The sequence below is a fragment of the Saccharopolyspora sp. NPDC002686 genome, assembly GCF_040295745.1.
GTDB classification, from domain to species: domain Bacteria; phylum Actinomycetota; class Actinomycetes; order Mycobacteriales; family Pseudonocardiaceae; genus Saccharopolyspora; species Saccharopolyspora oryzae.
In genome coordinates this window covers 26730-39592 of record NZ_JBEOVY010000018.1, presented here as the reverse complement: position 1 = coordinate 39592, position 12863 = coordinate 26730, and the positions used below count along the sequence as shown (strand labels likewise).

Genomic DNA, 12863 nt, shown 5'->3' with positions numbered 1-12863 from the left:
CACCGCGTTGACCAGCGCGGCTTCGGTGAGGCGCACCGGTGACCAGCAGACCGCGTTGATCGTGCCCGGCTTCCAGGTCCGGGCTTCTTCCGGCGATCGCTTCCTCGTCGAGGCCAAGGCCGACCCGGGCCACGAGGTCATCGTCGGAGCGGTGCGCACACCCGGGGTCGGCTGGGTCGTCATGGTCGGTCTCGGCGGGATCTTCGTCGAGTTGTTCGCCGACGTCTCGTTCGGCATCGCCCCGCTGACCGCGTCGGACGTGACCGAGATGCTGTCGGAGCTCAAGGGATCCGCGCTGCTGAACGGGGCGCGTGGCGGGGTCCGGGCCGACCTCGACGCCCTGGTGGCGCTGGTCCTCCGGCTCGGCGGCGAAGGCGGGTTGCTCTCGGCACTGCCGCCGGAGGTCGTCGAGGTCGATCTCAATCCGGTCATCGTCGACGCCGAGCAGGCGGTCGCGGTCGACGCGCGGATGGTCCTCGACGCGGGATCCGAGGCAGGACGCGGCACCGGAAGGCACGCCGCGGACGGCACCTTCGAGCGCCTGTTCCGTCCCAGCAGGATCGCGGTGCTGGGCGCGAGCGGGAGCGGGTCGAACATCGCCAACCGGTACATCGCCGGACTCCGGCGGGCGGGCTTCTCCGGGACGGTGATCCCGATCCACCCCTCGGCCGAGCGGATCGAGGGGGTCCCTGCGCAGCGCTCGCTGCGGGAGGTGGCCGAACCGGTCGACTACGCCTACGTCGCGCTTCCTGCCGAGGCAGTCGCGGACGCGTTGACCACCGATCCCGGCAAGCTCGCGTTCGCCCAGATCATCAGCAGCGGCTTCGGCGAGGTATCCGGGGGAGTCGAGCTCGAACGAGACCTCGTGCAGCGGATGCAGGTGCAGGGCACGCGGGTCATCGGCCCGAACTGCCTCGGGATGCACAGCTCCGCGGCGCGGGTCAGCTTCATCCCGGACCCGCCGCTCGACCCGGGCGGCGTCGCCGTCATCTCGCAGAGCGGCGGCCTCAGCGTCGACGTGCTGCGGCTCGGCGCAGCACGCGGGATCGCCTTCCACAGCGTCACCAGCATCGGCAATTCCTCCGATGTGGACGCTGCCGAGCTCGTCGAATTCATGCTCGACGCCCCGGACGTCGGCGTTGTCGGCATGTACCTGGAGTCGATCGCGGCGGCGCGCTCGATCCTGGACCTGCTCGCCCGACGGGGCTCCGACAAGCCGGTCGTGCTCCTCGCCGGAGGACGCAGCGCGGCCGGATCACGGGCGGCGACGAGCCATACTGGCGCGCTCGCGGGCAACCACCGGCTCTGGCCGGCAGTGTGCCGGCAGGGTGGTATCGCACTGACGGACACGCTCGACGAGTTCCTCGACGTGCTGCTGGCATTCGTGACCGTCCAGGTCGTCGGCCCGCCCCCGGCCGCACGAGACGCGGTCCTCTTCGGCAACGGCGGCGGTGCCAGCGTGCTCGCCACGGATGCGCTGGCACGGCACGGGTTCTCCGTCCCACTCCTGCCGGAGCGGGTGGTCGAGCGGATCGAGTCACTCGGCCTGCCACCCGGGAACGGCCTGGCGAACCCGATCGACACACCGGCGGGCACGCTCGCGGTGGGCGGCGGCACCATCGCCGGAGACCTGCTGTCCATCGTGCTGGAAGAGGCACCGCCGGCCATCCTCATCACCCACCTCAACGTAGGCATCATCCAGCGGAACCTGGCCGAGCGGTACGGCGATGTGACCGGCACGATCATCCGCAGCATCGCCGAGGCCCACGCCCGCACCGACGCGGCGACCCAGCAGTACCTCGTGCTCAAAGGCGACGGGCGGCCGGACATGGACCAGGCCGTCGCCGAATACACGCGCCAGGCGCAGAAACTCGGCTTGCCCGTCTTCCGCTCGGTGGACGAAGCCGGCCGGGTCGCGCGGTCTCTCATCGAGTTCCAGCAACGTCGAGCCGCGCTCGTCGGCACCGCCACCGCGTGAACGACCGGGAAGGGCGAATCCACGACATGACCACCGATCACGAAATCCGGCACGCCGAGCGGCGCGCGCACGCACTGGCGATGGGCGGCGAACGCAAGCTGGCGGCCCGGGCCGCGAAAGGCGAGCTCAACGCCAGGGAACGAGTCGCCCGGCTCTTCGACGCCGATTCCTTCCGCGAAACGGGACTGTTCGCGACGTCGAACATCGACGCCGACCAGCACGTGACCCCCGCCGACGGGAAGGTGACCGGCACCGGGCTCATCACGGGGCGCCGCGCCGGCGTCATCGCGTACGACTTCACGGTCAAGGGCGCGTCCTCCGGAGCCGTCAGCAACAAGAAGATGGGGCACCTCAAGGACCTGACCGCGCGCAGCGGGATGCCGCTGGTCTACCTGGCCGAGTCGACCGGCGTGCGGATGCCCGACGTCATGGGAGGGACCGGGCTCGGCAACGCCGACGACCGGACGCGGTTCCTGCGCCGCCGCACCAATCCGTGGGTGTCGGCGGCATTCGGGTACTCCTTCGGTTCGGCTGCCTGGCACACCGTCAGCTCGGACTTCGCGGTGATGCGCAAGGGCGCGATCATGGCCGTCTCCAGCCCGGGGCTGGTCGGCCGAGCGACCGGGCAACAGGTCGACGGGCAGGAGCTCGGCGGCTGGAAACTGCACTCCGAGGTCACCGGATTCGCCGATGCGGTCGCCGATACCGATGAAGAGGCGATCGACCTCGTGCGCCGTTTCCTGAGCTACCTCCCGTCGCACAACGACGAAGCGCCGCCGATCGCACCGGTGCCGGAAGGCTCAGCCGACCGCGGCGCGCAGTTGCACGACATCGTGCCCGACGAACGCACGAAGGTGTACGACGTGCGCAAGGTCATCGAGGTCATCGCGGACCTGGGGAGCGTGTTCCCGGTCAAGGAGCGGTACGGCAAGTCGCTGGTCACCGCGTTGTGCCGGATCAACGGCCAGTCGGTCGGGGTCATCGCGAACAACCCGATGTTCAAGGGCGGCGCGATCGACGCGGCCGCGTGCGCGAAGGCGACCAGCTTCATCGTGCTGTGCGACTCGTACAACATCCCGCTGGTCTTCCTCGTCGACCAGCCGGGATTCCTGATCGGAGTCGACGGCGAGCGCAGCGGCATCGTCGGCAAGGTCATCAACTGGATGAACGCGCTGTCGCTGGCGACCGTGCCGAAGGTGACGGTCATGATGCGCAAGAACTACGGGCAGGGCTACGTCAACATGGGCGGGGCCTGGACGGCCGACGCCACGGCCGCGTGGTGGACCGCGGAAGTCAGCTTCATGGACCCGCGCTCGGCGGTCGGGGTGGTGCACGGAATCGATGCGGCGGCGGACCCGGAGCTCTACGAGCGGCGGTTGGCCGAGATGGCGAAGGAATCGACCGGCTACGACGTCGCCCGGGTCTACGGCGTGCAGGACGTGATCGACCCCGCGGACACCCGCGAGTTCATCCTCGGTGCTCTCGAGGACAACGCGCTGAACCGCACCGGCGGGGTCGGCGAGCACCACCTCAGCAATTGGCCCACGAGCTACTAGGCGGGTGAAGATGGTTCGGCAATTCCCCCGGCGACTGCTGGTCGCGAACCGAGGCGAGATCGCCCGCAGGATCATCGCGACCGCCCGGCGCCTCGGCGTCGGCACCGTCGCGATCCACCACGGCGTCGACGCCGAGCTGCCCTACGCGGCCGAAGCCGACATCGCCCGGGAGATCACCGGGGAGCAGCCAGTCGGCGCATATCTCGACATCGATCAGATCGTCCGCATCGCGGTGGAGTCGGGAGCCGATGCGGTCCACCCCGGATACGGTTTCCTCGCCGAGAACGCCGGATTCGCCCGCGCAGTCGTGGACGCGGGGCTGACGTGGGTCGGTCCCGACCCGGAAGCGATCACCGCGATGGGCGACAAGGTCGAGGCGCGAAACCGCGTCGCGGCCACCGGTGTCCCGGTCAGCGGTGGTGCCGGGGCAGCGCTGACCGATGCTGCCGAGGCGGTCGCGGAGGCCGAGCGCATCGGATACCCGGTCATGGTGAAGGCTGCCGGCGGTGGCGGCGGAATCGGCATGACGATCGCCCGCGACGCCGGATCGGTGCGCGACGAGTTCGACCGCACGCAGGCGATCGCGGCGCGCAGCTTCGGGTCCGACCGGATCTTCCTCGAGCGGTTCGTCGAATCAGCCCGGCACGTCGAGGTCCAGGTCCTCGGCCTGGCGGACGGAACGATCCTCACCTTGGGCGAGCGGGACTGCTCGGTGCAGCGGCGCCACCAGAAACTCGTCGAGGAGTCCCCGGCGTCGGGCCTCGACCCGCTCGTCCGGCAACGGCTGCACGATGCGGCGAAGAGCGCGGCCCGTGCGGTCGGGTACCGCAACGCGGGCACCGTGGAATTCCTGGTCGACACGCGGACGCAGGACTTCGTCTTCCTGGAGATGAACACGCGGATCCAGGTCGAGCACCCCGTGACCGAGATGACGCACGGCGTCGATCTGGTGGAGCAGCAGCTGAGCATCGCCGTCACCGGTTCGGTCACCACGGGGTTCGCGCCCCACCAGCGCGGGCACGCGATCGAGTTCCGGCTCTGCGCCGAGGACCCGGTGCGGTTCTTCCCGAGCCCCGGACCGATCGAGCGGTGGGAAGTGCCGAGCGGGGACGGGATCCGGGTCGACGCCGGATACCGGGCCGGGCTGGAGATCACCCCGCACTTCGACTCGCTGATCGCCAAGATCTGCGTGTACGCCGAGGACAGGGACCGCGCGCTGGAGCGCGCGCGGGAAGCGCTCGACGGGGTCGCAGTCGGGCCGCTGCGCACCAACCTGCCGTTCCTGCGAGAGCTCGTCGACAGCCCCGAGTTCGCTGCCGGTGGGTATGACACGAACATCGTCGCGGCCGTCACCAGTCGTGCCGCGGCATCAACAGGGAGGTAGGGCAGTGGCGGAAACGATCAATGCGGACATGGGTGCCAACGTCTGGAAGGTCCTGGTCTCCGCGGGCGACCCCGTCGAACCGGACACGACGGTCGTGGTGCTCGAGTCGATGAAGATGGAGATCCCCGTCCTCGCCGAATGCGCCGGTGACGTCACGGCTGTCCACGTCAAGGAGGGGTCGACGGTCAACGCCGGCGACCCGCTGATCGACATCGAGGAGCCGTAGGCAACCGATGAGGAACCTGACCACCGAACGGAAGGCGGGCGTGCGATGAAGCTCAAGGTCGATGCGGGCAAGTGCTGCGGGTCGGGGCAGTGCGTCCTGGCCGCGCCAGAGGTGTTCGACCAGGACGAGGACGGCATCGTGGTCCTGCTGGTCGACGAGGTCGGTGAAGAGGCGGTCGCCGACGTCAACGAGGCGGTCTTCTCCTGCCCGACGGCCGCCATCGAGATCGTCGAGCCCTGACCACCATGACCGGCAAGCCGATACGCCGCGTCGTGATCGCCGGGGCGGGCCAGGGCGGGGTGCACGCGGCGTCGAGCCTCCGGCGGCTCGGCTACACCGGCGAGCTGACCCTCGTCAGCGCCGAGTCCTGTCCGCCGTACCAACGGCCGCCACTGTCGAAAGCGTTCCTGCTGGATGCGGACCCGGCACTGGTCGAGCTCCACGACCCGGCGCACTACGAATCGATCGGCGCGACGCTCGTGCTCGGGGACCCGGTGACCGGCGTGGACCTCGCCTCCCGCGAGATCTCATCGGCATCCGGCACGACGACGCCGTACGACCACCTCGTGCTGGCCACCGGCTCCCGCCCGCGATCGATCAGCGAACTTCGCGGACTGCGCAACGTCTTCCACCTGCACGACCGGAGCGACTCGACCGCACTGGGAGGCCGTTTGCGCGATGCGCGCTCGATGTTGTTGATAGGCGGTGGATTCATCGGGTTGGAGATCGCGACAGCGGCCATCGACCTCGGTTGCCAGGTCACCGTCGTGGAGCGCATGCCGTCGATCCTGGAACACGCGGTACCACCGCAGGTCGCCGATTTCCTGCTGCGGAAGCATCGGGAACGCGGCGTCGAGTTCCACTTAGGACGATCGGTGGTCACCTGGACCGCTGAGGACGATCGGCTCGAGTCGATCACGACTGAGGACGGGACGCGGATTTCGGCGGACCTCGTGGTCGTCGGGATCGGCTCAGCACCGTCGACCGAACTGGCCGAGCAGGCCGGGCTGGTGGTGGACGGCGGGGTCGTGGTCGACTCCCGACTGCGAACGTCCGACCCGCACGTGAGCGGAATCGGCGACTGCGCGCGGTTTCCCCTCGACGGTCGGCTGGAACGGCTCACCTCCGTCCAGCACGCCATGGATTCGGCTCTGCACGTGGCCGAGCAGATCGTCGGTCAGGACGTGCCGTACCGACCGGTCCCGTGGTTCTGGACCGACCAGGCCGGGGTGAAGGTGCAGATGGCAGGCGTCCCGCGGGCCGAGTACGACCGCACCGAAGTCACCACGGGCCCGGCGGACGGGCGGTTCGCGATCCGGTGCTTCCGCGGCGATCGGTTCGTCGGTGGGACGACCGTGGCGATGCCGGCCGAGCACGTGAAGATGCGCCGGGAACTGGCGGCCGAGCTCGCGCCGTCGCGGTGACCGGCCAAGGCACGACCACGGCGGTCGACCCGCTTCACCAGCACCGAACGAACCGACGCGAGGCGAACGATCTCCGGTCACCCGCGCCCAAGAGAGGTAGAGCCATGCACATCCGATCCAACGACTCGACTGATCCCCAGGCTGCTCTCGCCCGGCCCAACCGCCGCACCGTGCTCCGGATGGCCGGAGCGTCGGTTCTCGCCGCCGGTGCGAGCACCCTGCTCAGCGCGTGCGGCGATGGCTCGTCGGGTTCGTCGGCCACCGGCACAGCCGCGGGCGCTGCGCCGCAGCCGACGCCCTTCCGCGTCGCCACGGCACCCGGCGACAACTACTTCATCGACGCGGTCAACCTCGACCAGCAGCACTACGGCAAGTACAACCTGGAGGTGCCGAAGTTCTTGCACCCGTCCAGCGGCGTCCAGGGGATGCAGTTGCAGACAGCCGGCCAGATCGACGGGCAGATGCAGGACACGCTGCTCACGATGACGACCTTCGCCAATTCCAGGCCGGGGGACCGGCCCGTCATCATCGGCATGCGCATTCCCGAAACGACCTACTCGATCGTGGTCAACAAGGGGCAGTGGCCGTCCGATTCGGCGAGTTTCGCCGAGAAGATGGCGTCCTTGAAGGGCAAGACCGTTGGCGTCACAGCGATCGGCGCCGGGGCCGACAAGCAACTCCGGCTGGCCCTGCAGCAGGCGGGAATGTCCCCTGGGGACATCACCCCGCTCGCCGTCGGGCAGACCACCCCGGCCATCGCCCAGATGAGCGCCGGCAAGATCGACGCCTACGTCGGCATCACGTTCGCCACCGCGCGCCTGATGGCAGCGCAGACCGGTGGCGAGGTGCTCGTCGACTTCAACACCACCGGCGTTCCGGAGCTGCTCAGCAAACAGCAGGTCGACGTGCTCATCGCCCGCGAGGACTACGCGAAGTCGAACGCGGACGCGTGCAAGGCGTGGCTCGCCGCGCAGTGGGAAGCCAAGGACTGGATCTTGGCCAACCGGGACGAGGCGGCCGAGCTGCTGAACTCCGACAGCTTCGACGGGCGAGGCCTGGACGTCTCGAAGCAGTACATCCAGCACTTCGCCGAGGACGTCGTGCCGAAACTGCAACCGCAGTGGAAGGTCACGAGGGACGCGATCGATCTGATGATCGAGGTCGCGGTGCGGACCGGCGCCGTCCAGCAGGGGCAGATCAGCTACGAGACCCTGGTGGCCGATTTCGCCCGAGCATGATCGCGTGGACGCGGCCCGGACCTGCGCTGATCTGCGGAAGTCGCCGTCGTGAACAGTCACCGGGCCCATCACCGGCCACAGTGGACGATCACACCGGTATGAGATTTCGGTGGCCGACGTTCGCCGTCCCCCGCACAACCGGCGAGCCTTCTCGTCGCAGCCCTAGGGCGCTAGGACCCGTCCTGCGGCGAGCACGGATGCCAGACCACCACCGAGCACTACGGCCGAGGCGGCGACGACGGGTGCGCGCCGGGTCCATGCGTGCAGCGCCGGCGAGTCGGACGCGCGGGCCAGGAGTTCGTCGCGACCGCGGAGCACGATCAGGCCGACGGTGGTCAGGGTCAATGCCATGCCGAGTCCGAACGCGGCCACCATCATCGCCGCAGCTGCGACCCTGCCGGTGAGCAGCCCGCTGAGCAGGACGAGGAATGCCGACGGCGAGGGGAGCAGACCGCCGGAGGTACCGAGAAGCACTATGCCGCGCCAGGTGAGCAGGGACTTGCCAGGTAGAACGTGCCCGTGCCCGTGCCCGTGCCCGTGCCCGTGCCCGTGCCCGTGCGTGTGGCCTCGGTTGCTCAGGTGGCGCCGGAGAAGCCCCACCCCGACTCCCACCACGACCAGCGCAGCGATCAGCTGCAGCCAACTCGTCAGCGCCGCGATGTCCGGGGCGTTCTCGCTGGCGAGCCACCATCCGACGGCGAGCACGGCGACGGACGCGGTGTGCATCGCGGCGACGATCACGCCCAGCCACACAGCGTCCCGTGCCCGTCCGCGCCCGCCCACGAGGAAGCCGGCAGCGAGCGTCTTCCCGTGCCCCGGGGCGCATGCGTGAAAAGCTCCCACCGCAGCTGCGACGAGGAGCGCCAGGGGCAGCACGATGCGGTGCTCCAGCAGCGCGGAAAGATCCGTGGTCCAGACGTTGAACGGCTCCTGCGTCCCGGCCGCCGCACGCGAGTCGGTGCTGCTGGACGGGCCGAGCGCGATGGCCCGGGTTGGCTCGTCGGCCGTGTGCAGACCGCCACCGCCCGAATCCGTGACGGAGATCGTGCGGTAGTTCGGGTCGGCGCCGTTCAGCGCGGTGATGGTCACGGCGACCGTGGTCACCGGATTCGGGCAGAGGTAGTGGAGGTGGGCGCCGTCCTGGGCGAGGCGCTCGGTGTCCGCGTGCTCCAGGGGACAGGACTGGCCGTCCTGGCTCAGCCGGATGTGCGAGCCGAAGTACTGCGCCTCCGACGTGTGGGCCGCGTCGACTTCCTTGCGGAGTACGGCCAGGTCGTCGTTCGCGGCAGACCAGGTGACCTCGACCGCGGTTCCGTCGGCGGCGATCCTGGCTACCGGAGGAGTGCCGAAGGGGTGTGCGTCCGCCGGGCCGGCGAGGCCCAGCAACGTTGTCAGCCCGAGCGCGCCGGCGAGGAGGAAGCGAGCGGCTTTTGAGCGGACTTGGCTGATGTGCACGGTGTTGTTCCGATCAGGAGTGCCCTGCGGGCTGCTGCCCGTGGTGGGGGAAGCAGCCCGCAGGGTTGGGTGTGTCGATTGGCTGGTCAGCCGCGGTGGCCGGTCAGTGCCGGGCAGCCAGGGCGTGGATCGTCCCGTCGTCGGTGAGGGCGAAGATGTAGTCACCGCTGACGGAGAGCGCTGACGTCACTGCGGCGCCGAGGTTGTACTCGGACAGCAGCTTGCCGGTGGCGCGGTCCAGGACGACCAGGCGGCCGTCGCGGGTGCCCGCGTACACCAGGTCCTTGGTGACCAGGGCGTGCATCGCGGGCGAGTTGAGGTCCCCGGTGCACCCCACGGGACTCCTGCCGGGCTGGTAGCCGACTTTGGTCTCCCACAGCGGCTTGGACGGGTCGGCCGCGCTGGTGTCGTAGGCGCGGATGACGCCGTCGCGGCTGGCGATGTAGGCGGTGGTGCCCCAGATCGCGGGGCTGGTCAGCGGGGCGGGGCCGCTCTCGCCGCAGCCGCTGCCACCGCCCAGCGGTGCCTGCCACTGCACCGCACCGGTGCTGAGGTCGTGCCCGCGGACGCCGCTGTTCGTCATCGTCACCAGCTGCGGGTCCCCGTTGGCCGGGTCGGTCAGGGCCGGGGAGGAGTGGCTGGCGATGTCGCCGTTGGTGTCCTTCACCCACAGCTGGCCGCAGGTCGCGAGGTCCACGGCGACCACCGTGTTGCTGGAACCGGTGTGCAGGTAGGCGATGTCGGAGCCGGGCTGGCGGACCGCCGTGCTGTGGAACTGGCCCCAGCTCGTCGCGCCGTTGAAGCCGCCCAGCAGGTCGCCGGTCCTGGCGTCCCGGCACTGGACCTTGTTCCAGTTCTGGTAAACGGCGACGGAGCGCGGCTCGGCGTTCAGGTCGAAGACGGTGACCGGACCACCGGCGCGCCCGTAGCGGCGCACGGTGTTGCCGTGCTGCTGCTCGTCCTCGATCTTCTGCCAGACGACGTGGCCGTCCTCGGCGTCCAGAGCGTAGATCCGGCCGACGGCGGTGGTCAGGTAGACCTTGCCGTCGTGGTAGGTCGGCGCCGACTCGGCATCACCGTCCAGGTACGTGCGCCAGAGCTCGCGGCCGGACTTGATGTCGTAGGCGAGCATCATGTGGTTCGGCGAGTCGAACGCCCTGGAGGAGACGATCACCTTGCCGCCCACCACGACTGAACCGTTGAGGTTGAACTGCTCGCCGGTGTTGGCCGCCCACTGCAGGTCGAGCTCGGTGCCCGGGTCGTCGGCGCTGGCGGAGCGCCCCGCCTCGTCGCGGCCCTGGCGCAGCCAGTCCTGCCCGGTCTTCGGCTCGGCGATCTTGTCCTCGGGCACCACGGTGAAGGTGTTGGTGACGGTGGGCCACGCCTTGCCGCGGGTGTCGACCGCGGTCATCTCAGCCGTGTAGGTGCCCGGCTGCATACCGGGGAGGTCGTCGCTGATCCGGGTCCAGGAGGTCCGGGCTTCCGGGCAGGGCTCCGGGGTGCCGCCGGGGGAGGTGTAGCAGTTCTCGATACCGGTCTTGCGGACCTCGGTACCGAACTTCATCTGCTCCTTGTGCCAGGCGATTTGGCCGCGCGAGTCGCGGATGGTCAGCGAGGCCGTGGCCGGGGTGCGACCGGCGTCCTCGGTGTACAGCTCGATCGGGATTCCGGTGCTGTTGCCGTGCACACTGCCCTGGGCGGGGCTCACCAGCCCGACCGCGTCGCGGACGTCGAACTGGCGGTGGGTGCCCATCACGTAGCCGGTGTCCTCGTTGCGCCTCGTGCTCGGGTCGTCGTAGATGCCCTTGAAGTCGAGGATCTTGAAGTCCGCGCGAGCACCGTCGATGCCGTACTCGCCTTGGTTGTTGACCTCGACCGAACGGTCGAAGGCACCACGGCGGTACTCCGCCTGCTGGTTGTGGCCCGCGGCGAAGAACCGCACGTCGTACTTGGACAGCTCGTCGATGGTCGGCTGCATGCCGGCCCCCGGACCCCACCGGGTGAACAGCGAGCGGTGTGCGAAGACCAGCACCTGCTTGCCGACCGCGTGGCGCTTGAGGTCCTCGCGCAGCCAGTCCAGCTGCGGATTCAGGCCGCTGGAGTCGTAGTTGTCCTCGAGGACGACGATGTGCCGGCCGTTGCGGTCGAAGCTGTACCACTCCGGGCCGAGGTTGCGGCGGTAGTACTCCATGCTGCCGCCATAGCCCTGGGAGGTGGCGGTGCCGCCGACGTCGTGGTTTCCGACCACGGGGTAGAAGGGCATGCCGAGCTTGCCCTCGGTCAGGCCCTTCCTCAAGATGTCGTAGCCGCGCTGACGCCGCGGCTCAGCCGCGTAGTCGGTCACGGTGTTGTCACCGGTCGTGATCGCCATGGTGGCGCCGTCGACCTCGGACATCGCCTCGACCTGCTTGGGCCACCACTTCGACGCGCTCTCGGCGGCGCCGTCCGTGGTGTTGCTGACCTCGATGTCCGAGTTCATCAGCCACTTCTCGGTGGGGTTGGCGGCGTTCTCGTCCGGCACGAGGGCGAAGTCGATGCCGGAGCCGCCCTCCTCCGGGACCTCGTGGAAGAACTGCGGGATGTAGTCCTCGCGCAATGCGGGGGTGTAGCCGTTCGGGGAGACGATGCTGATGAGGTCGGTCTCCCGGCGTGCCGGGTCGATCGACAGGGTGTACGAGCCGTCGGCGCCGGTCTTCGTCCAGGCGGTGCCGTCGGTGACGTCAACGCCGGGCATGGGGGCCTCGCCCGGGTCTCGCACGCCGTTGTGGTTGACATCCTCGAAGACCGTGCCCTGCACGGGCACCAGGTCTCCGGCGGCTGCCGTTTCGGTGGCGAACGACGTGCCGGCAGTGGCCGGAACCAGGCCCGCCGCCACGGCGGTACCGGCCGCGATCAGCTGCTTGCGGCGTCGAATCGGGCGGTGGGCCAACGGGGGCTGGGCCTGCGAACGACGCCGGAGCAGCCATCGGATGGTGAACAGCGCGACAACGGCAAGAGCCACGCCGAACGCCGCGGCCAGCCACGGCAGGACGACGCTCGACGGTGCCGCGTGGGCGCCCGACGCATCGACGATCGGGGTCGCCGCGGTCGCATTGACGGTGTTGCCGTCGAACTCGACGACGGCCTGCGTCAGTCCGCCTTCTGCCAGCATCGAGGTCAGGTCGAGCTCGTCGACGTGGCAGCTCCACGCCAGCTCGATCACCACGCCACCGGGAACTCCGCCGCTGTCGCCGGCCACGCCGGAGCCACTGGCCGGGCAGGCGGACGAGGAGGACAGCAGACGCGTTGCCCAAGCACCCGCGTTCTCGGGCGACACCAAGTCGCGATGGACGATCAGCCTCCCGCTGGTGACGTTGTCCCTAGCGGATACGACGAGCTCCGCGTGCTCTGGCGACACGTGCGCGTATGCGGGCTGCACACCGAGGCCGAGTACGAAGAACAGCAGCACGAGACCGGTCCTGGCTGCTGCACGGATTGGTTTCATGAGCAAGAAGGATGTCCGGGCGAGGGGGCCAGAAGCGGAACAACAGGCGAAGTCTCTCCTTTGAGACCCCCAACTCCTTCAGGAAGGAATGTGGCGAACAGTGCATTGACGGCTCGAC

9 protein-coding genes are annotated in these 12863 nt (G+C 69.4%); 7 read left to right on the top strand and 2 right to left on the bottom strand.

The annotated features are described in order from the left end of the window. From ABTZ89_RS04390 to ABTZ89_RS04360, 7 genes are all read left to right on the top strand, one after another. Positions 1-1978: acetate--CoA ligase family protein (locus ABTZ89_RS04390; protein ID WP_351040041.1), on the top strand; the 1978-nt coding region annotated here is incomplete at its 5' end. 26 nt (positions 1979-2004) lie between these two features. Then, positions 2005-3534, top strand: coding sequence for an acyl-CoA carboxylase subunit beta (locus tag ABTZ89_RS04385; protein WP_351040039.1), 1530 nt, complete (start codon positions 2005-2007; stop codon positions 3532-3534). Between the two features lie 10 nt (positions 3535-3544). Then, entirely contained in the window at positions 3545-4918 is a 1374-nt protein-coding gene (locus tag ABTZ89_RS04380; protein WP_351040036.1) for an acetyl-CoA carboxylase biotin carboxylase subunit, read from the top strand. A 4-nt stretch (positions 4919-4922) separates the two neighbouring features. Next, positions 4923-5144 (top strand): biotin/lipoyl-binding carrier protein, encoded by a 222-nt coding sequence (locus ABTZ89_RS04375; RefSeq protein WP_351040033.1) that lies wholly within the window; start codon positions 4923-4925, stop codon positions 5142-5144. Positions 5145-5189: 45 nt separating this feature from the next. Beyond that, positions 5190-5384, top strand: a complete 195-nt coding sequence (locus ABTZ89_RS04370; protein ID WP_351040030.1) for a ferredoxin — start codon at positions 5190-5192, stop codon at positions 5382-5384. A gap of 5 nt (positions 5385-5389) precedes the next feature. Beyond that, on the top strand, positions 5390-6568 hold the full coding sequence (locus tag ABTZ89_RS04365) for an NAD(P)/FAD-dependent oxidoreductase (RefSeq protein ID WP_351040027.1): 1179 nt from the start codon (positions 5390-5392) through the stop codon (positions 6566-6568). Between the two features lie 179 nt (positions 6569-6747). Continuing rightward, positions 6748-7806: an ABC transporter substrate-binding protein gene (locus ABTZ89_RS04360; protein WP_351040024.1), complete on the top strand. Its 1059-nt coding sequence runs from the start codon at positions 6748-6750 to the stop codon at positions 7804-7806. A gap of 162 nt (positions 7807-7968) precedes the next feature. On the opposite strand, the gene ABTZ89_RS04355 is transcribed toward ABTZ89_RS04360, so the two are convergent. Continuing rightward, positions 7969-9261 carry an urease accessory protein UreH domain-containing protein gene (locus ABTZ89_RS04355; protein WP_351040021.1) on the bottom strand — a complete coding sequence of 431 codons (1293 nt, stop codon included), beginning with the start codon at positions 9259-9261 and terminating at the stop codon, positions 7969-7971. 103 nt (positions 9262-9364) lie between these two features. After that, on the bottom strand, positions 9365-12745 hold the full coding sequence (locus tag ABTZ89_RS04350) for an outer membrane protein assembly factor BamB family protein (protein WP_351040018.1): 3381 nt from the start codon (positions 12743-12745) through the stop codon (positions 9365-9367). Positions 12746-12863 lie beyond the last annotated feature (118 nt).

Coding starts and splice junctions, on each gene's coding strand:
- ABTZ89_RS04385 (WP_351040039.1), top strand. CDS start 2,005: ATGACCACCGATCACGAAATCCGGCACGCCGAGCGGCGCGCGCACGCA.
- ABTZ89_RS04380 (WP_351040036.1), top strand. CDS start 3,545: ATGGTTCGGCAATTCCCCCGGCGACTGCTGGTCGCGAACCGAGGCGAG.
- ABTZ89_RS04370 (WP_351040030.1), top strand. CDS start 5,190: ATGAAGCTCAAGGTCGATGCGGGCAAGTGCTGCGGGTCGGGGCAGTGC.
- ABTZ89_RS04365 (WP_351040027.1), top strand. CDS start 5,390: ATGACCGGCAAGCCGATACGCCGCGTCGTGATCGCCGGGGCGGGCCAG.
- ABTZ89_RS04360 (WP_351040024.1), top strand. CDS start 6,748: ATGGCCGGAGCGTCGGTTCTCGCCGCCGGTGCGAGCACCCTGCTCAGC.
- ABTZ89_RS04350 (WP_351040018.1), bottom strand. CDS start 12,745: ATGAAACCAATCCGTGCAGCAGCCAGGACCGGTCTCGTGCTGCTGTTC.